The following is a 21,233-nucleotide window of genomic DNA, read 5'->3' on the forward strand; positions in this document are numbered from 1 at the left end:
ATGCCTAGGCTGGGACCATGCCGCATCCGCTCGTCGTGACCGTGCCCACCGAACAGCTCGCCGAGGACCTCGCTCCCCTGCCCGACGGCGTCGACGTCCTGGTGTGGTCGATGGACGGGCCCGCTCCGCGCAGCCACCTCGACATCGTCGTGCCGCCGTACATCTCGGCCGATCGTGTGCTGCCCATGCTCGCCGAGATCGATGTCACCCTCGTGCAGGGCCAGTCCATCGGCTGGGAGCACATCGGGCAGCACCTGCCGACGGGGCTCACCTTCGCCAATGCCTCGAGCGTGCACGAGACCTCGACCGCCGAGCTCGCGGTGGCCCTCACCCTGGCCGCCCAGCGCCAGATCCCCGACTTCGTCCGCGCCCAGATCAGTGAGCGCTGGACCACCGCGTTCGCCCCGAGTCTCGCCGACCGCCGCGTGCTCCTTCTCGGCTACGGCGGCATCGGCAAAGCTGTCGCCGCGCGCCTGGCGGGCTTCGAGGTCGAGCTCGTGCCGGTCGCCTCCCGCGCGAGAGAGGAAGACGGCATCCACGTGCACGGCGTGGAGGAGCTGAAAGAGCTCCTCCCAACCGTCGACATCGTGATCCTGACACTGCCGGGGGGCGCGTCGACGCGCCATATTCTCGACGACGACGCCCTCGCCGCCCTGCCCGACGGGGCTCTCGTGGTCAACGTCGGCAGAGGCGAACTCATCGACACCGACGCCCTCGTCGCGCATGTCGAGCGTGGGCGCATCCGCGCGGCGCTCGATGTCACCGACCCCGAGCCGCTCACGCCGGGTCACCCGCTCTGGACATCGCCCGGCGTGCTCATCTCCCCGCACGTCGGCGGGGCATCGAGCGCGATGGGTCCGCGGATCGCGCGCCTCGTACGTACGCAGATCGAGCGGATGCTGCGCGGCGAGCCCCCGATCAACGTCGTCATCGACGGGGCTCGCTGACTCGCGCCCGGCGCGACGCGAGGACGATTCGCGCGACACGAGGACTTCGGCGCGCGAATCGTCCTCACCTCGTGCCGGAGTCCTCGCCACGGGGACGCACGTCGATGTCGGCGCCCGACCACAGGTCGCCGCACTCCACGGTGGCCGCGCCATGCCGCGCGAGGTACGCTCCTGCGCCACGATCCTCGGTCAGTCCTGAAATCAGCGCCGGGAAGTGATCGCGGCCGATGAGCGCGGGGTGACCGGGCGCGCCGCCGTACGTCGCCTGCACGAGGGCCGTCCGCGGCTCCTCGCGCGCCCCGGCGATGATGCGGCGGACGGCGCGGGGGTCGGCATCGGGCGTGTCCACGGGCATGACGACGACGGCATCCACCCTCACGGCGCCCAGGCCCGCACGCAGCGTCGCGGACAGACCCCGCGCCCAGTCCTCGACGAGGACGACGACCGCGTCAGGGGGCACCAGGGGAGCCGCTTCGTCGGCACCGGCGCCGAGTGCGACGAGGACGGGATCGCACCCTCCGCCGCGCAGCAGATCGACGGCGATCGCAAGCCAGGGCGTGCCATCGGCTCTCCGCGCGAGGGCTTTGGGTCCGCCGAAGCGCGCCCCGGCGCCGGCCGCCAGCACGAGGCCGGCGAGGGGAGGGCGCGATGTCACGATGTCGCCAGCGTAGCGCGCGCGTAACACGGCCGGGTTAGCGTGAACGCATGCTCGAACTGGCCGCCGATCTGCTGCCGCGCCTGCGCGCGGGCGAGCCTGTCGCGCTCGTCACGGTCACCCGCGTCGCCCGCAGTGCCCCCCGTGGAGCAGGGGCGTCAATGGCGGTGACGGCACGCGGCGAGGTGATCGGCTCGATCTCCGGCGGATGCGTCGAGAGCGATGCGGTGGTGCTCGCGCACGCCGTCCTCGCCGACGGCGTCGCGCGCGCCGCGCGCTTCGGATTCAGCGACGAGACCGCACACGCGGCGGGACTCGCCTGCGGGGGCACCGTTGACGTGCTCGCCTACCGCCTTGCGCCCGAGGACACGATCTCGCGCACAGCCCTCGACGCATCCCTCGCCGACGACCGCGTCTCGATCGCCATCGCCACCCGCGGTGAGCGGCAGGGCATGATCCTGGATGTCGAGGCGCTCACCGCGTTCGCCCCCGAGGTCGCCGCCGAGATGGATGCTGCCGCCGTGCTGGCCGAGACACGACCCATCGCCGACGGATCCTGGCTCGTCCTCTCCCGCGCGCCGCGGGCTCGGCTCATCATCGCGGGGGCGGGCGAGCACGCGGCGGCCCTGTGCCGGATCGGTGCGGCGGCAGGTTTCGCCGTCACGATCTGCGATCCGTGGCCCCTGCTCGCCACGCGGGAACGCTTTCCCGATGCCGCCGAGATCGTCATCGACACCCCCGCGGAGCATCTGGCCACCCTCGCGCCGGATGCCGTCGACGCACGCACCGCCGTGTGCGTGCTCACCCACGATGAGCGACTCGACATCCCCGCGCTTCATGCCGCTTTGGGCATGAACGTCGGGTTCGTGGGAGCGATGGGTGCGCGGAGCACGGTCGCGCACCGGCTGAACGCCCTACGGGAGCGCGGCGTGGACGAGGGCGACCTCGCCCGGCTGCACTCTCCGCTCGGGCTCGATCTCGGGGGTGCGTCGCCCGAGGAGGCCGCCGTCGCCGCGATCGCCGAGATCCTCGCCGCCCGCCACGGCGCGACCGGTCGGCCGCTGCGCGACCTCGCGGGCCCCATCCACGCGCGCACGCCCGCCGACATCGCGTGCGCCCTGCCCGCCACGCCCGCCACCCCCGCGAGTGCATGACACATCGCCGAGTGCACGACATGACCGCCGCGGCCGGCTCGTGCACTCGGCGACACGTCGCGCACTCGGCGCAGATCCAAGGAGACCCGCATGTCCACAGCCGTCGACAAATCCCAGGCCGGAATCGACGCCCGCCAGTACCACATCGGCATCGCCCCGGGTGAGGTCTCCTCGGTGGCGCTGCTTCCCGGCGACCCGTTCCGGGTGCCGTTCGTCGCGGAGTTCCTGACCGATGTGCGGGAGGTGGCGCACAACCGCGAACACCGCACGATGACCGGCTGGTACAAGGGACGCCACATCACGGCGACATCCACCGGCATGGGCTGCCCGTCCACCGCCATCGCGGTCGAGGAACTCGCCCGCGTCGGCGTGACGAGCTTCATCCGCGTCGGAAGCTCGGCCGGCGTGCAGCCCGGCATCCTTCCCGGCGACCTGCTCGTGAGCGAGGGCAGCTTCCGCAACGACGGAACGACCGACGCGTACCTGCCCAAGGGGTTTCCCGCGGTTCCCGATCTCGAACTCACCCTCGCACTGAACCGTCACGCCGAGCGCATCGCGACAGCATCCGGGGTTCATGCCTACAGCGGCATCAGCGTGAGCGACGACGCGTTCTACGCCGAGACTCCCGAGTGGATCGGCGAGCTGAACCGGATGGGCATCCTGAACGTCGAGATGGAGGCGTCCGCGCTGTACATCGTCGCGCGGCTGCGTGGCCTGCGGGCCGGAATGGTGTGCGCGTGCTCGAGCAACCTCGTCGACGGGGCCTCGCTCTACGACGACAACAAGACGGCACTCAAGGACGGTTGGATGCGGTCGATCGAGGCCGCGCTCGAGACCGCCGTCGAGCTCGAGCTCTGATCCGGCGCGTCATCGCTGGAGGAGCAGTCCGGTCACGGTGCCCACGACGGCCAGGAGGGGGAAGAATCCCTGCACGAGCGCGGCGCGGCGCTTGCGGCGCGCGCTGAGCGCCAGAACGAGCGCGGCGGCCAGCATCGAGCCGGTGCCGGCGAGGACGAGCGCGGCGCCCGCGGGCTGCGCCCCGGCGAGCAGCAGAACGATGCCGAGGGACGCCACGACGGCGAGAAACAGGTTGTAGAAGCCCTGGTTGAAGGCCAGCGCCCGCGTGTGCTCCACCTCGGCGTCGGAGCGGAGCCCGAAGATGCGACGACTGCGGGGTCCGGCCCACACGATCGATTCAAGCCAGAAGATGTAGACGTGCACGATCGCCGAAAGCCCCGCGCAGACGATTCCTACGATCAGCATGCGACCTCCTCGACCCGCCCAGCCTGGCACAGACCGCGGCGCGGTAACACAGCCGAAATCCGCGCCTGATTCACTCGCATTGTTCACCTGATCAACAGACCCACACCGCCGGGAGGACCCCGTGGACCTCAACACCGTGACGAGCTTCCGTCGCGCACGCACGCGCGCGGACCTCGTGCTCGAACCCGGTGAGATCCTGCTCGGCGGCGGCACGTGGCTCTATGGCGAGCCGCAGCCCGAGGCGACGGGCCTGGTCGATCTGACGACGATGGGCTGGCCCGACCTCGACGTGACCGCCGAGGGGCTGACCATCGGCGCAACCTGCACGATCGCGACGCTGGTCGCCTTCGCGCAGGGGCGTCATCGGATCAGCCCGCCCGCCGACTGGACGGCGACGACCACGTTCCCGGTGGCCGCGAACGCGCTGCTGGCCTCGTTCAAGATCTGGAACACCGCGACGGTCGGCGGCAACATCTGCCGCTCGTTCGCCGCCGGCGCCATGGTCTCCCTGGCGGCCGGGCTCGACGGGGTCGCTCTGATCTGGACGCCGGACGGCGGCGAACGTCGTGTGGCGGTCGCCGACCTCGTCACCGGCAACGGCGAGAACGACCTCGCACACGGCGAGGTGCTGCGCGCGGTCGAACTGCCGGCATCCGCCCTGACATCCCGACTGATCCTGCACAAGATCGCTCTCGCCGAGCTCGGTCGCTCCGGTGCGGTCGTCACGGGCCGACTCGACGACGACGGTGGAGCGGTCTTCGGCATCACGGCCGCAACCCTCCGCCCGACGATCCTTCGTTACGCCGCGATGCCCACCGCCGAGCGGCTGGCCGGGCACGTCGGCGCCGCGACCGGCTTCTACACCGATCCGCTCGGCAGCGCGGACTGGCGCCGCGGGGTCGCGATCGTGTTGGCGGAGCGCGCCCGGCGCGAGCTCGCCGCGGCACCCGAGACGGAAGGCGGGCAGACCCGATGAGATTCGAGATCGACGGCGCATCCCTCGAGGCGGAGCCCCGGCCCGGCCAGTGCCTGCGCACGCTGCTGCGCGAGCACGGGCGCACCGAGGTCAAGAAGGGCTGCGACGCGGGCGACTGCGGCGCGTGCGCCGTGCTGCTCGACGGTGAGCCGGTGCACTCCTGCATCGTCCCCGCCCCGAGGGTCGAGGGCCGACGGGTGACCACCGCCGCGGGTCTCGCTCCGGGCGACGAACTCCATCCCGTGCAAGAGGCCCTGATCGAGCACTTCGGCTTCCAGTGCGGCTTCTGCACCCCCGGCATGAGCGTGACCGCGTCCGCGCTGGGCCCGGACGACCTGCCCGATCTCGACCGCCGCATGAAGGGCAGCCTCTGCCGCTGCACGGGCTACCGCCCGATCCGCGAGGCGATCATGGGCGCGGTCCGCGAGACGACCAAGCGGGATGCCGAGGCTCCGGTATCCGCGCGCGCCCCCGGCGTATGCGATCACGGCGCCGCATATTCGGGCGTGGGCGCATCCGTCTCGCCCGAGCCCGCGCGCCGTGTCGTGCAGGGGCAGGAGCCGTTCACGTTCGATGTCGCGCAGCCCGGAACGCTGGTGCTGCGCGTGGTCGGATCACCGCATGCGCACGCGCGCATACGTTCGATCGACACCACCGCCGCGCGCGCCGTCGCCGGCGTGGTGGCCGTCTTCACGCACGAGGACGCGCCCGCGACGCGCTACTCCACGGGCAGGCACGAACACCGCACGGACGACCCCGACGACACCCGGCTGCTCGATGACGTCGTCCGACACGTCGGCCAGCGGGTCGCCGCCGTCGTCGCCGAGACGGCCGCCGCTGCCGAGGAGGCCTGCCGCCTCATCACGATCGACTACGAGGTGCGTCCCGCGGTCTTCGAGCCCGAGGCGGCACGCAGCCCCGGCGCACCGCTGCTGCATCCCGATCGCACCCCGGCCGACCGGGTGGCGGACGCCGGCCGCAACGTCGTCGCGGCTCTGCACGCCGGGTACGGGGGCGACGTCGATGCCGCGCTGGCCGCCAGCGCCGTCACCGTGTCGGGAACGTGGCAGACCGCGCGCGTCTCGCACGCCCAGCTCGAGACGCACGGCGCCGTCGGCTGGATGGACGACGAGGGCCGCCTCGTCATCCGCTCGAGCACGCAGGTGCCCTTCCTCACTCGCGACGAGCTGTGCCACGTCTTCGACCTGCCGCGGGAGAAGGTCCGCGTCTACGCGCCGCGGGTGGGCGGCGGCTTCGGCGGCAAGCAGGAGATCTTCACCGAGGACCTCGTGGCCCTCGCCGTACTGCGCACCGGACGTCCGGTCGCGTACGAGTTCTCGCGCACCGACCAGTTCCAGCGCGCTGCGGTGCGGCATCCCATGCGCGTCACGGTCACCCTGGGCGCCACGCGCGAGGGGGAGCTCACCGCGATCAAGCTCGAGGTGCTCAGCGACACCGGCGCATACGGCAACCACGCGATCGGCGTGATGTTCCATTCCTGCTCCGAGTCGATCAGCCTCTACCGCGCGCCCGTCAAGCGCGTCGACGCAGAGGCGGTCTACACCAACAACGTGCCCTCGGGCGCGTTCCGCGGCTACGGCCTCGGGCAGGTGCAGCTGGGTGTCGAGTCCGCGATGGACGAGCTCGCCCTGCGGCTGGGCATCGACCCCTTCGATCTGCGGCGCATCAATGCGGTGCGCGAGGGCGAGGCGCCCCTGGCGTGGCACGACGAGCCCGAGCACGATGTCATCTGGGGCAGCTACGGCCTCGACCAGTGTCTCGATCTCGCGCAGGATGCGCTGCGGCGCGGCAACGGCTCGGTCGCTCCCGAGGGCTGGCTCGTGGGCGAGGGCATGGCCTCGACCATGATCGCCACGATGGCCCCCCGCGGACACATCGCGCACACGACGGCGACCCTCCGCCCCGACGGCACCTACGCGGTGCGCACCGGCACGGCCGAGTTCGGCAACGGCACGACGACGGTCCAGCGCCAGATCGCAGCATCCGTCTTCGGCGTGGGCGGCGAGCGCATCACGCTCGCGCACGCCGACACCGACGTGGTCGCCCACGACACGGGGGCGTTCGCCTCGGCCGGCACGACCGTGGCGGGCAAGGCCCTGTACGCCGCGTGCCTCGCGCTTCGGGAGCGGATGCTGCAGCTCGCCGCCGCTCGTCGTGACGTCTCCGCGGCGGACTGCGCCCTCGTCGACGACGGCGTGCAGACCCCCGCGGGGATCGTGACCTTCGCCGAGATCGTCGCCGCGGCATCGGCCGACGAACGTGCATCCGATGGGCTCGTCGCGCGCGGCGAGGAGTTCGGCGACGTGCGCTCGCTCGCCTTCAACGTGCACGCGGTGCGCGTTGCCGTCGACCCCGAGACCGGCAGCGTGCGGATCCTGCAGCAGATCCAGGCGGCCGATGCGGGGTTCGTGATGAATCCCGCGCAGTGCATCGGTCAGATCGAGGGCGGCGTCGCACAGGGCGTGGGCAGCGCGCTGTACGAAGAGGTGATGGTCGATGAGCGGGGCGCGGTCGAGAACCCGATGTTCCGGCTCTACCGGGTGCCGCAGATGGCCGACATCCCCGACACCGAGGTGTACTTCGCCGACACCGACGACGATCTGGGTCCCTTCGGCGCCAAGTCGATGAGCGAGTCGCCGTACAACCCGGTGGCCCCCGCGATCGGCAACGCGATCGCCCGGGCCCTCGGCTCGCGGCCGTACGAGCAGCCCTTCTCGCGCGATCGCGTCTGGCGGCTCGCCCAGCAGCGCTGACCCGCGGCGCCGGGTGGCAGCATCCCGTCGCCCGCGCCGCGCCCGCTCTCCTGCGTTGGGGCGTCGAAATCACGGTGGGGCGCGCTGCTCCACGCCCCAGCGTTGGCCTGACGCCCCAACGCCCCCTGCCGAGCACCAAGCGCCTCCAGGGGCGACGCGCGGTGATTGCCCGCGGCAATGCATGATCGATCGCACCTATCGAAAACGCCGCCGTTTCGCCGCCCGGATCGCTAGGGTGGATCGGTGCCCGCACCCTCATCACCCGACACCGCACGCACCTCGGCGAACCCGGACGCGCTGATCGGTGCACCGCTGGGCCGGGCGATCCGCGAGGCGCGCACCCAGAAGAAGCTCTCGATGCGCGCCCTGGCCTCGGCCGCCGAGATCAGCCAGCCATTCCTCAGCCAGATCGAGAGCGGCGCGGCGATGCCCTCGCTGATCACGCTCTACCGCATCGCGAAAGTACTCGGCCTCTCCCCGTCGGCGCTGCTTCCGGCCGAGCCCGAGCTCGAACCCATCCACGTCTCGCGGCGCGATCAGGCGCACTGGGTGCCGATCGCCGAGGTCGAGAACGCCGGCACGACCCGGGTCGTGCACTCCGGCGTCGCCTCGATGCAGGAGTACCTGATCGAGCCCGGTCAGTACATGGGTGACTGGTATGAGTCCGACGGCGAGGTCACCGTGTACGTCGTCGACGGCGAGATGAGGGTGGATGTCGAGGGCCGCGGCTCGTGGGATCTCGGTCCGGGAGACGCCCTGACCTACCCCGGCGCGCTGCGCAACCGCTGGACGGCGCGTGGCGACCAGACGGTGCGGATCATCCTCGCGTACACGACGGACACCTGATCCGCCTGCCCGGGAACACGGGAAACATCCATGAAACATGATTGCCACGTGCAATCAATGATAAGTCTCTACTATCGGTGAGCACCCGAGAGAAAGAGTCCTGTCATGCCCTTCGCCCCCCTCCGGCGCACGCGCGGCCTCGCCGTCGGTGCCGCCCTGGTCGCCGCCTCGCTGGGCCTCGCCGCCTGCGCCGGCGACGCCGCGTCCACCGAAACCTCACCCGCCGAGTCCGCTGACCTCGGCGACCTGTCCGTCCAGCTCAGCTGGATCCTCAACGAGGAGTGGTCGGGCGAGCTCATCGCCGACACCGAGGGCTACTACGTGGACGCCGGATTCTCCTCCGTCAACCTCATCCCCGGACCCTCGAGCGGCATCGCCGAACTGCTCTCGGACACCGCCGACGTCTCGTTCACCGACGCTCTCTCCGTCGGCGCCGCCGTCGCCAACGAGAGCGCGCCGCTCAAGGTCATCGGCGCCACCTTCCAGAAGAACCCCTTCACGATCGCGTCCCTCGCAGACGGGGCCGACATCACGACCCCCGAGCAGATGATCGGCAAGAGGATCGGTGTGCAGGATTCCAACCGCCCCGTCTTCGACGCCTTCCTCGCCGCCAACGACATCGACGCGTCCGAGGTCGAGATCGTGCCCGTGCAGTACGACCCGGCGCCGCTGGTCAACGGCGAGGTCGACGGCCTCATCGCCTTCGTGACGAGCCAGTCCGTCACCCTCGAGGTGCAGGGCATCGAGGTGACCGATCTGCTGTTCGCCGACAACGGCCTACCCTTCGTCGGGCACGTCGTCGCCGTGACGGACGAGAGCATCGCGTCCGACCGCGAGCGCCTCAAGGCCTTCCTCGTCGCCGAGATCCAGGGCTGGACCGACGCCGTGGCCGACCCGGCCGCGGGCGCCGAACTCGCCGTCGAGGAGTACGGCGCGGATCTTGGCCTCGAGCTCGAAACCTCGATCGCGAGCGCCACGGCGCAGGCCGAGCTCCTGGTCGTCTCGGACGAGACCGCCGAGAACGGCCTGTTCACGATCTCCGACGATCTCCAGCAGCAGACGGTCGCGAGCCTGATCAACTCGGGCTTCGACGTCGCCGCCGCCGACATCTTCGATCTGAGCCTGCTCGACGAGGTCTACGCCGAGCATCCCGAGCTCATCGCCTACGAGCGCTGAGCCGTCTGCGGCGGGGCGACCCCCCGCGCCCCGCCGCAGCACCCACCCGCAACGAGAGATTCCCATGAGCACCACCCGCCTGCTGACCGCCCCTATCGTCGTCCCGATGGACGACGCCCGTTCCGTGCTGACCGACGCCGCGGTGCTCGTCACGGGCGACACCATCACGGCCGTGGGCGACGCGGTCGAGCTCGCGGCGCAGCATCCCGACGCCGAGCGCATCGATCTGCCGGATCACGTGCTCATGCCCGGCCTCATCAACGCCCACCACCATTCCGGCATGCTGCGCGGCACCGCCGAGCACCTGCCCGTCTGGGAGTGGCTGCGGCTGCACATCGATCCGATGCACCGCGTCCTGCGCCCGGATGAGGCCGAGGCGGCGGCCTGGCTCTGCTACGCCGAGGGGCTTCTGTCGGGAACGACCACCGTCGTCGACATGTGGCGCTTCATGGACGGGGCTGCACGCGCCGCCGAGACCCTGGGCAACCGGCTCGTGAGCGTGAACTACGTGGGCGAGCATCCCGACTTCGATTACTTCGACACCCTCGACGACAACGAGCGGATGCTGTCGCAGTGGGCCGGCGCGGCGAACGGCCGCATCATGCCCTGGGTGGGGCTGGAGCACCCGTTCTACGCCGACGAGACGGGGCAGCGCCGCGCCGTGAACCTCGCGAGGCACTACGACACCGGCATCTACACCCACTGCAGCGAGGCCGAGATCGAGGTCGCCGATTTCGTGGCCCGCTACGGCACCCGTCCGATGTTCGCGCTCGAGAAGCTCGGCTTCTTCGACACCCCGCGCGCCATGATCGCGCACGCCGTCTGGCTCGATCAGGCCGAGGTCGAACTCATCGCCGCGCGGGCGGTCGGCGTCTCGCACAACCCGGTCTCGAACATGAAGCTCGCCAGCGGCATGGCCCCGGTCGCCGAGATGCTCGCGGCGGGCGTCAACGTCGGCCTCGGCACCGACGGCGAGAAGGAGAACAACAACCTCGACATGTTCGAGGAGATGAAGGTCGCCTCGCTGCTCGGCAAGCTGCGCACGATGGATGCTGCAGCCATGGACTCCTGGGACGTGCTGCACATGGCGACCCGAGGGGGAGCCGCGGCCATCGGCCGCGCGGGCGCGCTCGGCGCGCTGATGCCCGGACACAAGGCCGACATCGTCGCGGTGCGCACGGACACGCCCCGGATGACCCCGCTCCTGCCCTCCGGCGGCTACGCGAACATCCACCACAACCTGGTGCATGCGGTCCGCGGGTCCGACGTCGACCTGACCATGGTCGACGGAGACGTCGTCGTGCGGGACGGCCGACTCGTGAACGCCGATCTGGCCGAGCTGATCGATCGGGTGCGCGCGCTCGTGCCGGATCTGTTCGCGCGGCGCTCGGCGTGGCTCGACGCACAGGACGATCTGTCGGGCCTGTTCGCCGGGCGTTGAGCGAGCGACGCGCGCCGAAACGCCTATCCTCGACCGCACACCCGAGAGCACCACGGAGAACCGAATGAGTATCACCGTCACCCACTCCCCCCTGCGCGAGCGGGTATCGGCGTTCCTCGCCGACGACCCCGGCCGGCTGCTCATCGGAGGGCGCTGGATCGAGGCCATCGCCGGGGAACGGTTCGCGAGCATCGACCCCGCGACGGGCGACACACTCGCGCAGATCGCCCGCGGGCACGCCGTCGACGCCGATCGCGCCGTGGCCGCAGCCACGGCCGCCGCTCCCGCGTGGGCGGCGATGCGGCCCGCCGACCGCGGCGCGCTGCTCTGGCGCGTCGCCGACCTGATGGAGCAGCACCTCGACGACCTCGCCGAGCTCGAGACCCTCGATCAGGGCAAGAGCCTGCGCACCTCTCGGTTCGGCGAGGTGCCGGCGGCGATCAACCAATTCCGCTACTACGCGGGCTGGCCCACGAAGATCCTCGGCCAGACGATCCCCACCTCCCTCTCCCGCACACCGGCGGGCAAGGAGGTCTTCGCCTACACGCGGCGCGAGCCCGTCGGCGTCGTCGCCGCGATCGTGCCGTGGAACTCACCGCTCATCATGACGGCGATGAAGCTCGCCCCCGCCCTCGCGGCGGGCTGCACGATCGTGCTCAAGCCGGCCGAGAACACCTCGCTCACGGCGCTCTATCTCGCTCGCCTGCTGCAGGAGGCGGGTCTGCCCGACGGCGTCGTCAACGTGCTCACCGGCTTCGGTGCCGAAGCGGGGCAGGCCCTGGCCGAGCACCGCGGGGTCGCGAAAGTGGCCTTCACGGGATCGACCGCCGTCGGCAAGAAGCTCGTGGCGACAGCATCCGATCGCCTCGCCCGACTGACCCTGGAACTCGGCGGCAAATCGCCCTCGATCGTCATGCCCGACGCCGATCTGCCCGCCGCCATCGAGGGCGTCTCGCGCGGCATCTTCGACAACGGCGGTCAGGTGTGCGTCGCGAGCGCGCGCGTCTACGCGCACCGCGATGTGTACGACGAGGTGGTGGCGGGGATGGCGCGCGCGGGCGAGGACCTGCGGCTGGGGCACGGCCTCGCGGAGGGCACGGATCTCGGTCCGCTCGTGAGCGTCGCCCAGGCCGACCGGGTCGCCTCGTTCATCGACGAGGGGCGCGCGCAGGGTGTGCGCGTCGTCACGGGCGGCGAGCGCGACGGCGCACAGGGCACCTTCTACCGACCGACCGTCCTCACCGACGTGCGCGCCGACGCCCGTCTCATGCGCGAGGAGATCTTCGGACCGGTCGCCGTCGTCACCCCCTTCGACGACCTCGACGAGGTGGTCGGGTGGGCCAATGACAGCGACTACGGCCTCGCCGCGAGCGTGTGGACCGAGGGCCTGAGCAACGGGCACCGCATCGCCGCGCGCCTGCAGGCCGGCACCGTGTGGGTCAACTGCCACTCGTTCCTCGGCCCAGAGCTGCCCAAGGGCGGCTACAAGGAGTCGGGCTGGGGCACCGAGAACGGCCCCCAGGGACTGGAGAACTACCTCGAGACCAAGTCGGTGGTGATGGTCGTATGACCAGGCGCATCGTGCTCGGGGTCTTCGAGATGATGAACCCCAGCAACGGAATGCCCACCTGGACCGACCCGCGCGGGCGCGGCGATGACTGGGACCGCCTGGAGTACTGGGTCGACCTCGCACGCGAGCTCGACGCTGCCGGATTCGACTTCCTCTTCTTCGCCGACACCTACGGCTACGCGACCCTCGACGGCGTCATGCCCGCGCAGGTCGCGGCCCACGGCATCCAGTTTCCGGCGCTGGATCCGATGCTCGCGATCGCGGCGCTCGCCCGCGAGACCCGCGACCTCGGCTTCGTGGTGACCTCGCCCACGACCGTCGAGCGCCCCTACGCGACGGCCCGGCGCTTCGCGACGCTCGACCGGCTGACCGGCGGCCGCATCGGCTGGAACATCGTCACCGGCAGCTCGCAGTCGACGACCGACGAGCTGTTCGGCGTGACGGCCGAGCTCACCCACGACGAGCGGTACGACGCGGCCGACGAGTTCCTCGACACCTGCCTGCGCTACTGGGAGCACAGCTGGGACCACGACGCCGAGGTGCGCGACCGCGCCGCCGGCGTCTACGCCGATCCCGCGAAGCTGCACCGCGTCGAGGTCGACGGGCGCTTCCAGCGCTCGCGCGGCGTCTTCGCCGTGCCGCCGACCCCGCAGCGCACCCCCGTGCTGTTCCAGGCGGGCACCTCCGACCGCGGACGCGCCTACGCCGCACGCAACGCCGAGGCCGTGTTCATCCAGGGGCAGACGATCGCCTCCGCCGCGGCGCACGTGACCGACATCCGTGCGCAGGCCGAGCTCGGCGGCCGGGCGGGGACGGATGTCGCGGTCGTCACCGGCATGACCGTCACGGTCGCCGCGACCTCGCCCGAGGCGCACGCCCTGCGCGCCGAATACGAGGCGCTGCTGCAGCACGACGACGCCGCGGTGATGTTCGCGGGGATCACGGGGCTGGATCTGACCGGGATCGACCCCGCGATGCGGGTCGTCGATCTGCGCACCGACCTCGGGCAGACGCTCGTGCAGCGCTACGCGCGGCAGAATCCCGAGATGCGCGTGGGCGAGATCCTCGATCAGTTCCGTACCCGGGCGATCCGCGGCTTCCAGATCACCGGATCCCCCACCGAGGTCGCCGACGAGATCGAGGCGATCGTCGACGGCTCGGGCATCGACGGCATCATGCTCGAGCCCACCTTCGGCGGGCCGGACGCGTACCGTGCCTTCATCGAGCTCGTCGTGCCGCTGCTGCGCGAGCGCGGACGCCTCGACACGCCCGTGGATGCTGTGGCCACAGCATCCCGCACCGCCGTGGCCGGCGTCGGCGGAACAGGAAACGTGGCGGATACAGGACGATCGGCCCCGGATTCTCCTGTGCCGGGCACATCTCCTGTCGCGGGCACGGGCGCACCTCCTGCCGCGGGCGCCGCCCCGCGCACGCTGCGGGAGCGCGTGCACCCCGGCCGCGGCCCGCGCCTGCCACCGACCCACCGAGCGCACGGACTCACCGCGCGCTCCGGCGACAGCATCCCCCCGCCCTCGCCCCAGCCCTCGACCCAGCCCTAGCCCTCGCTCCCCTGTCGCCACCTGCGGGTGCCCGCCCGACGCACCCGCGAATCGCGACAGGCGAGAGCCCGATTCGCCCGATCCACACCCACGAAAGTGAGCACCATCGAATGAAAGCCGAAGCCGTCGAGGCGGTCATCCGCGGTCTGAAGAGAGCCGGGGTGAGCGTGGCGACCTACCTGCCCGACTCGCTGCTCAAAGAGCTCTACCCGGCGCTCGACGCCGACCCCGAGATCCGCACGATCCCCGTCACCAACGAGGGCGAGGGCGCCGCGATCGCCGGCGGGGTCTTCCTCTCGGGCAAACGCGCCGTGCTCGTGATGGAGAACTCGGGGCTGCGCGCCGCGACCGAGCACCTCGCCCGCATGGGCCTGGGCGCCGGCATCCCCGTCGTGATGATCATGAGCTATCGCGGCGAGATGGGCGAGAACAACTGGTGGGCGATCCCGCACGGCATCACGATGGAGCCGCTGCTGCAGACCCTGCGCACGCCCTACACGATCGTCCGCGAGGTCGACGAGATCGAGCAGGCCGTCGTCAACGCCTATGAAACCGCCTACGCGTCGTACCACCACGCCGCCATCGTCCTCGGAGGAGGTCTGGTCCGATGAGCTACAGCCGATTCGAAGCCATGAAGCTGCTAGGCGCGCGCCTGGCGGATGAACTCGTCATCCTCTCCCTCGGCGGCGCCGTCGATGAGTGGTACAACGCCGCACCGCACATGCGCGAGGCGAGCCTGTTCCAGCAGCAGTTGGGCTGCGTCACGCCCGAAGCATTCGGCCTGGCCGTCGGCCTGCCGCACCGTCGCATCGTGTCGCTCGACACCGACGGGGGGCTGCTGTTCAACCTCGGCATCCTCGCGACCCTCGGCAACGAGCAGCCCGACAACCTCTTCGTCGTCGTGTGGGACAACGAGCAGTACCAGTCGATCGGCGGACCCGCGACGCACACCGCGAAGGGACGCGTCGACCTCGCCGCGATCGCCCGGGGCGCGGGGGTCGAACACGCGTACACGGCCGCAACACTCGAGGAATTCGACGCGCACTGCGCCGCGGGCCTGGCCTCGACGACGCCGTACATCGTCGTGGCGAAGACCGACGGCATCCTCGAGCCCGGCATCAAGCGCAAGCACTCCGACGGCCGCGAGGACAAGTACATCTTCGTGCGGCACGTCGAAGCGACCGAGGGCATCACCATCATGGGTCCGAGCGAGCACAACTGATGCCCCTCGTGCAGACCCCGGCCCCCGCCTACGACGTCATCGTCGTCGGCGGGGGCGCCGCGGGCTGCGTGCTGGCGGCGCGGCTTTCGGAGGATCCGGCGCGCCGCGTGCTGCTCGTCGAGGCCGGTCCCGACCACAGGGGGGTGCGCGAGATCCTCGACGCCGCCCGCTGGGACGCCATGATCGGCGGACCCTTCGACTACGGCTACCGCGCACGGCCGACCGACCATGTGCTCGGCCGGGCAGTCGCGATGCCGCGTGGGCGCGTGCTCGGCGGATCCTCGAGCACCAACGCGATGCTCTGGTACCGCGGCCACCGTGCCGACTACGATGCGTGGGCGGATGCCGGGGCCACCGGCTGGTCGTACGACGAGCTCCTGCCCTTCTTCCGCCGCAGCGAGTCACGCCCCGGCGGCGATCCGACCTATCGCGGACAGGGCGGTCCCGTCCGGGTCGCTCCGCTGCGCGAGGTGCATCCCATCGCGCACGCCCTCATGGACGCCGCGGGCGAGCGAGGGCTGCCCGTGATCGACGATGCCAATGCCGCCTCGAACGAGGGTGCGGTCTATGCCGATTACAACGCGATCCAGGATGCTGCCACCGGCGCCTTCGAACGCTTCAGCACCGCGCGCGCCTACCTCGAGCCCGCGCTCCCGCGTCCGAACCTCGACGTGCTGGTGGACAGTCCCGTGCACGCGGTGCAGCTGGCGGGCGATGCCGTGATCGGCATTCATCACGTCGTCGGCGGGGCGCTCGTCACGACGCGGGCGAGCGAGATCGTGCTCGCGGCGGGAGCCATCGATACGCCGCTGCTGCTGCAGCGTTCGGGCATCGGCGACGCGAAGCGACTGGGCGCGGCCGGGATCGATGTGCGCCACCATCTGCCCGGTGTGGGCGAGAACTTCCAGGATCATCCGCTGATCCTGGGCATGAACTTCCGCGCGCGGGCCAGTCTCGGGCCCGTGATCGGCAACGGCGGAGGCACGATGCTCAACTGGCGCAGCTCGCTCGCCGGCGCGGGTCCCGACCTGCACGCCGTGATCGCGCACGGATCGCGCGGCGACGAGGCCCTGCACGCGGCCCACGATCTGTCGGGTGATCGCGTGTTCGCTCTCGTGCCGGGGCTCTACGGGTCGCGGTCGACGGGGTGGGTGCGCGCACGCTCGTCCGCGGTCGATGCGGCAGCCGACATCCACCCCAACTATCTGGGCGATGCGCGCGACGTGCAGGCGATGGTCGAGGCATTGGATGCTGTGCACGACCTCGTGGCGACGTCGGCGTATGCCGACCTGGCTGAGGGGCCGATCACGCCCCCGCACGGCCTGTCGGCCGCGGACAAAGTGCGGTTCGTACGCGAGAACATCGGCAGCTTCTTCCACTGCGCCGGCAGCGCGCGGATGGGCGTGGACGATGGCGCCGTGGTCGATCCGGCGCTGCGGGTGCGGGGACTGTCGGGTCTGCGGATCGCCGACGCATCGGTCATGCCCGTCATCCCGACCGCGAACACGCAGGCCCCGACGGTCGCGATCGCCGAGCGCGCGGCCGAGCTCGTCGCCGCGGGCTGACGCGCGCGCGGCGCGGCCTGCATGGGCTTGCGCCGCCTCCCGCGGTGCCCTGCGACCTCAGCCGGCGCCGTGCACGACCGGGCGGATCGGAGCATGCCCGCGCGTGATGGCCTTGCGCGCGATCGCGTCGCGCTTCAGGCTGGGCGGGACGGAGAGGCAGATCCGATGAGCGCTGACACGCCCGGTTGGTCGGCCGACGGGCCCACCGGCGCCGAGTTCACCGATGTGCGCGCGATTCAGGCTGAGTTGCGCGCACGAGGCATCGAACCACTCGAGCCCGTCGATGAATCGGGCACGGGGCCCGCGAGTCTGATGATCGAGGATCCCGACGGCAATCCGATCCTCATCGACCAGCACGTCCCGCGACCCGACGCGCCGGCGTAACTCCGCCCGGTGCCGGGCGGGCGGGGTTGCGACCGCCGCGGGATCCCGCGAACCCACATTTTTGCAGCGAGCCACCACGCGTCGGCAGGTGGTTCGCTGCAAAAGTGTGGGTTCGACGCACGGGGGGATGCCGCGGGCCGGGCCCCGCGGACGAACGGAGGATGCCGCGCGTCAGCGTCCCCCGCGCGGGCCCTGCTTGACGACGATCAGACGATAGGGCGCACCATCGGTCGACCACCAGCGGTGGCGCACTCCACCCGGGTAGTAGGCCGAGTCGCCGACGCGGAGCGGGCTCGCCTCACCGTCGAGCTCGATCTGGATCGAACCTTCGACCACGTAGAGGAACTCGTCTTCGGCGTGCGTGAAGCACTCGCCCGGCACGGATCGGTCATCGGTGACCTCGAGCGGATGCAGGGGCCGGCCGCCGCGCGCGAGCATACGTGCCGACCCGTCCGCGAAGCCCTCCGCGACCCCGCCCTCGCCGCGCCGGTGCACCTCGATCATCGGGTGCGGCTCCGCCTCGGCGTCCGCGGCGGCGATCAGCTCGATGGGACTCGTCTCGAGCGCCACCGCGATGCGCCGCAGCGACGACAGACTCGGCTGTGCCAGCCCCCGCTCGAGCTGGCTGAGGAACGGGTGCGAGAGACCGGTCGCCTCGGCCAGGCGCACGAGCGTGAGACCGCGGGCATGCCGCAGGCGACGGATGCCGGCGCCCAGCCGTTCGTTGGCGGCCTCTTCATCGACGGCCTGGTCCGAGACGATCGTCGTCATGCGCTCAGTATCCCGCTACGCCGGCAGCGCCACTCCGTGTGCGGCGGCGTACTTCTCGACCAGGTCGATGTAGGCCGCCCGCCGCGCCGGCGTCAGCCAGGACGCCGCGAACGAGTTGATCGCCAGCTGCACGAGGTCGGTGTGCGACAGGTCCGCGTACTCCGCGAGAGCGACGTAGTTGTCACCGACGTAGGCGCCGAAGTATGCCGGGTCGTCGGAGTTGATCGTCACACGCACACCCTCACGCATGAGACCCACGATCTCCTCGGCCTTCATCTGCTCGGTCACGAACGAGTTCGACACGGGGCAGCAGGTGAAGCCGATTCCGCGCGCCTTGGCGAGCGCGACGAGGTCGGGATCCTCGACGATGTTGGTGCCGTGATCGATGCGATCGACGCCGACCTCGGTCAGCACCGCACGGATGTTCTCTACCGAGCCGACCTGATCGATGTCGCAGTGCATCGTCAGCAGGAAACCTTCAGCGCGAGCGCGGGCGAAGACGGCCGAGAAGGTGCCCGGCGGGTTGTCGCGCTCGTCCGAGTCGAGCCCCACTCCCGCGATCCACCCCTTGTACGGCAGCGCCTCCATGAGGGTCGCCATCGCGTACTCCGCCGAGAAGTCCCGCAGAAAGCAGAGGATCAGCTCGCCCGAGACGCCCAGCTCGCGCTCAGCGCGCACGATCGCTCGTCGATATCCGCCGATCACGGTTTCGAAGGGAACACCGCGGCCCGTGTGCGCCTGCGGATCGAAGAACATCTCGGCGTGCACGACGCCCTGTTCCTTGGCGCGAAGCAGGTACGCCCAGGCCAGGTCCTCGAAGTCCTCGGCCGTCTGCAGCACCTGCATGGCGGGGTAGTACACGGCCAGGAAGCTCGTCAGGTCGGTGAAGTTGTACGTCGCCTTCACCTCTTCGACGGTCTTCTCGGCCAATTCGACGCCGTTGCGCGCGGCCAGCGCGAACTTCAGTTCCGGCTCGAGCGTGCCCTCGAGGTGAAGATGCAGTTCGGCCTTGGGCAGGCCGTGGGCGAACGCGGCGAGCGCGATGGATTCGGTCATGGTGTCCTCCGAAAGATGTAACGAACGATGGATGCCGGCGCCCGGCATCCATCCGTGGTGTCAGACCCGGTCCGCCATGCCCACGCGGGCGAGCACGACCGACTCGATGATCTGCACCAGGTTGTAGAGCACGAGGGCGGTACCGGTGACGAGGACGACCGCGGTCCACACGGCGTTGAACTGGGCACCGGAGATGTAGCCGCCGACGGACCCGCCGATGCCGCCGCCCACCGCGAGCCATTCGGCCAGCAGCGCGCCCGTGATCGCGCCCGGCACCGAGATGCGGACGGCGGCGAAGAACTCCGGGAGAGAACTCGGCAGCGCCACCTTGCGCAGGCGCGTCCACGCCGTGCCGCCGTAGACGGTGACGAGGTCGTTCATCTGTGGCGAGGCGGACTTGAGCCCGAAAACGATGTTCACCAGTGCGGGGAAGAGGACGACGATGCCGCCGATGACGGCGACCGACGCGAAGTCGCGGCCGAAGATCAGGATGATGACGGGCGCCATCGCGACCAGGGGCACCGACCGCAGCAGCATGGCCATCGGCATCAGCGCGTGCTCGATCCCCTTGCTCAGCTGGAAGATCATCGCCACCAGCAGCGCGACGACGAGGCCCGCGGCGAACCCGACGACCGAGTGCCCGAGGGTCACCCACAGCTGGCCGAAGAGCTGATCGCGGTTCTCGGCGGCGTTCGGCACGGTGAAGAGGAAGTTGTAGACGTCGATCGGGCCCTTGCCGACGTACGGCGAGATCTGGAAGACCCAGAGCGAGCCCACCCAGATCACGAGGACGGCCACGATCGTGAGTACAAAGGTCAGCACGCTGCGGCCGAGAGCACGCAGGGTCGCGCGGCGCGTCTCGCGTCGGATCTCGGCGTTCAACTGCGTGGTCTGCGGGCTGGCGGCCACCGTCGCCGCCGGCGGCTGTTCGGTCATGAGCGTGCTCACTTAGCCGTTCCCTTCGACCAGGGCGCGATGGCCCGCGACAGCAGTCCGAGCAAGCCGTACCCGGCCAGCGCGACGGCACCGGAGACGAGCGCGATGTCCCAGACCCGGGCGGAGTTCAGAGCCTGCTGCGCCGCGATCATGGCGGGCCCGACGCCCACTGTCACACGGCCGAAGAACTCGCCGAGAACGGCACCGAGGAAGGCGGCGGGGACGGCGATCTGCAGAGCGTTGAGGATCGCGGGCAGGGCGGCGATGAGGCGCACCTTGCGCAGCTGAGTCAGCCGTGATCCCCCATAGACGGTGATGAGGTCGAGGCTGGCCTTGTCGGCCGCCTTCAGCCCCAGAAGTGCCCCCACGACGGTCGTGAAGAAGCAGCTGAGCGCCGCGAGGAAGATCGCCGTGGGCGAGGGTTCCCCCGCCGCCGGCACCGGCACGATGACGACGACGAGCAGACCGATCGCGACGATCGGCACGCAATACGTGATAATCGCGATCTGCATGACCACGCCTTCCAGGCGCGGCACGATGAGGACGAGCGCCGACAGCAGCAGGGCCAGCCCGTTGCCCCACGCGTAGCCGATGCCCGCCTCGGCGAGGGTCACGCTGAAGTTGCGGAGGTAGAACTCCCAGCCCGTGTCGAAGAACTCGATGAGCACCTGCGGCGGGGTGGGAACGGCCTGCACCCGCCCGGGACCGACGTTCGATCCGACGGTCGCGGCCAGGATCCACCACAGCGCGATGATGCCCACGACCCCGATGAGGCCGGTGAGCCAGGCGGGGAGCTTGATGTCCTCCCACTGGATGGCGCGCGGCTTGGTGGCGTCAGTGGTCATCGGCCGCGGCGCCTCCGACGCCGAAGAGCAGTTCGGACGCCTGGTCGACGTAGGCGTGGAACTCGGGCGTGCGCATCATCTCGGGCGTACGCG

20 protein-coding genes are annotated in these 21,233 nt (G+C 70.7%); 14 read left to right on the forward strand and 6 right to left on the reverse strand.

The features are described from left to right. The first annotated feature begins 17 nt into the window (after positions 1–17). A complete protein-coding gene (locus tag DI573_RS06615) occupies positions 18–947 on the forward strand; it encodes a 2-hydroxyacid dehydrogenase (RefSeq protein ID WP_292811987.1) in 930 nt (309 codons plus the stop codon). A 64-nt stretch (positions 948–1,011) separates the two neighbouring features. Here the strand turns inward: DI573_RS06615 and DI573_RS06620 are convergent, their stop codons facing one another. Beyond that, complete coding sequence (locus DI573_RS06620; RefSeq protein WP_292811988.1) at positions 1,012–1,602, reverse strand: NTP transferase domain-containing protein; 591 nt, start codon at positions 1,600–1,602, stop codon at positions 1,012–1,014. Positions 1,603–1,652: 50 nt separating this feature from the next. Between DI573_RS06620 and DI573_RS06625 the strand changes: the two genes are divergently transcribed. Both DI573_RS06625 and DI573_RS06630 read left to right on the forward strand, forming a co-directional pair. Next, positions 1,653–2,756: an XdhC/CoxI family protein gene (locus DI573_RS06625; RefSeq protein WP_292811990.1), complete on the forward strand. Its 1,104-nt coding sequence runs from the start codon at positions 1,653–1,655 to the stop codon at positions 2,754–2,756. Positions 2,757–2,846: 90 nt separating this feature from the next. Beyond that, the gene (locus DI573_RS06630; protein WP_292811993.1) at positions 2,847–3,614 is read left to right on the forward strand and encodes a nucleoside phosphorylase; all 768 of its coding nucleotides are present in this window, start codon (positions 2,847–2,849) and stop codon (positions 3,612–3,614) included. A gap of 9 nt (positions 3,615–3,623) precedes the next feature. Here DI573_RS06630 and DI573_RS06635 read toward each other — a convergent pair whose 3' ends face one another. Continuing rightward, a complete protein-coding gene (locus DI573_RS06635; protein ID WP_292811996.1) occupies positions 3,624–4,019 on the reverse strand; it encodes a DUF1304 domain-containing protein in 396 nt (131 codons plus the stop codon). 121 nt (positions 4,020–4,140) lie between these two features. On the opposite strand from DI573_RS06635, the gene DI573_RS06640 reads away from it, so the two are divergent. The 11 genes from DI573_RS06640 (at position 4,141) to DI573_RS06690 (ending at position 17,532) form a co-directional block, all read left to right on the forward strand. Beyond that, positions 4,141–4,995, forward strand: coding sequence for an FAD binding domain-containing protein (locus tag DI573_RS06640; RefSeq protein WP_292811998.1), 855 nt, complete (start codon positions 4,141–4,143; stop codon positions 4,993–4,995). Further along, a complete protein-coding gene (locus tag DI573_RS06645; RefSeq protein WP_292812000.1) occupies positions 4,992–7,769 on the forward strand; it encodes a molybdopterin cofactor-binding domain-containing protein in 2,778 nt (925 codons plus the stop codon). Before DI573_RS06640 ends, DI573_RS06645 begins: the two co-directional genes overlap by 4 nt. Before the next feature lie 243 nt (positions 7,770–8,012). After that, complete coding sequence (locus DI573_RS06650) at positions 8,013–8,615, forward strand: XRE family transcriptional regulator (RefSeq protein WP_292812002.1); 603 nt, start codon at positions 8,013–8,015, stop codon at positions 8,613–8,615. Between the two features lie 105 nt (positions 8,616–8,720). Continuing rightward, the gene (locus DI573_RS06655) at positions 8,721–9,791 is read left to right on the forward strand and encodes an ABC transporter substrate-binding protein (protein ID WP_292812005.1); all 1,071 of its coding nucleotides are present in this window, start codon (positions 8,721–8,723) and stop codon (positions 9,789–9,791) included. A 64-nt stretch (positions 9,792–9,855) separates the two neighbouring features. Beyond that, entirely contained in the window at positions 9,856–11,232 is a 1,377-nt protein-coding gene (locus DI573_RS06660) for an amidohydrolase (RefSeq protein ID WP_292812007.1), read from the forward strand. A 64-nt stretch (positions 11,233–11,296) separates the two neighbouring features. Then, a complete protein-coding gene (locus DI573_RS06665; RefSeq protein WP_292812010.1) occupies positions 11,297–12,802 on the forward strand; it encodes an aldehyde dehydrogenase family protein in 1,506 nt (501 codons plus the stop codon). Then, positions 12,799–14,361 (forward strand): NtaA/DmoA family FMN-dependent monooxygenase, encoded by a 1,563-nt coding sequence (locus DI573_RS06670; RefSeq protein ID WP_292812012.1) that lies wholly within the window; start codon positions 12,799–12,801, stop codon positions 14,359–14,361. Before DI573_RS06665 ends, DI573_RS06670 begins: the two co-directional genes overlap by 4 nt. 110 nt (positions 14,362–14,471) lie before the next feature. Next, positions 14,472–14,972 (forward strand): thiamine pyrophosphate-binding protein, encoded by a 501-nt coding sequence (locus DI573_RS06675; protein WP_292812014.1) that lies wholly within the window; start codon positions 14,472–14,474, stop codon positions 14,970–14,972. 20 nt (positions 14,973–14,992) lie between these two features. Next, positions 14,993–15,583, forward strand: a complete 591-nt coding sequence (locus tag DI573_RS06680) for a thiamine pyrophosphate-dependent enzyme (protein ID WP_292812016.1) — start codon at positions 14,993–14,995, stop codon at positions 15,581–15,583. Continuing rightward, positions 15,583–17,148, forward strand: a complete 1,566-nt coding sequence (locus DI573_RS06685; RefSeq protein WP_292812017.1) for a GMC family oxidoreductase N-terminal domain-containing protein — start codon at positions 15,583–15,585, stop codon at positions 17,146–17,148. Before DI573_RS06680 ends, DI573_RS06685 begins: the two co-directional genes overlap by 1 nt. Before the next feature lie 165 nt (positions 17,149–17,313). Continuing rightward, on the forward strand, positions 17,314–17,532 hold the full coding sequence (locus DI573_RS06690) for a hypothetical protein (protein WP_292812019.1): 219 nt from the start codon (positions 17,314–17,316) through the stop codon (positions 17,530–17,532). Positions 17,533–17,703: 171 nt separating this feature from the next. On the opposite strand, the gene DI573_RS06695 is transcribed toward DI573_RS06690, so the two are convergent. The 4 genes from DI573_RS06695 to DI573_RS06710 are packed head-to-tail and all read right to left on the reverse strand — an operon-like array spanning position 17,704 to position 21,140. Further along, entirely contained in the window at positions 17,704–18,303 is a 600-nt protein-coding gene (locus tag DI573_RS06695) for a helix-turn-helix transcriptional regulator (RefSeq protein WP_292812021.1), read from the reverse strand. Positions 18,304–18,318: 15 nt separating this feature from the next. Then, positions 18,319–19,359: an adenosine deaminase gene (gene add / locus DI573_RS06700; RefSeq protein ID WP_292812023.1), complete on the reverse strand. Its 1,041-nt coding sequence runs from the start codon at positions 19,357–19,359 to the stop codon at positions 18,319–18,321. A gap of 60 nt (positions 19,360–19,419) precedes the next feature. Further along, complete coding sequence (locus DI573_RS06705; protein WP_292812024.1) at positions 19,420–20,307, reverse strand: ABC transporter permease subunit; 888 nt, start codon at positions 20,305–20,307, stop codon at positions 19,420–19,422. Beyond that, entirely contained in the window at positions 20,304–21,140 is an 837-nt protein-coding gene (locus DI573_RS06710) for an ABC transporter permease subunit (protein WP_292812026.1), read from the reverse strand. Before DI573_RS06710 ends, DI573_RS06705 begins: the two co-directional genes overlap by 4 nt. Between the last annotated feature and the right edge of the window lie 93 nt (positions 21,141–21,233).

The organism is Microbacterium sp. (assembly GCF_003248605.1).
Taxonomy (GTDB): Bacteria; Actinomycetota; Actinomycetes; order Actinomycetales; family Microbacteriaceae; genus Microbacterium.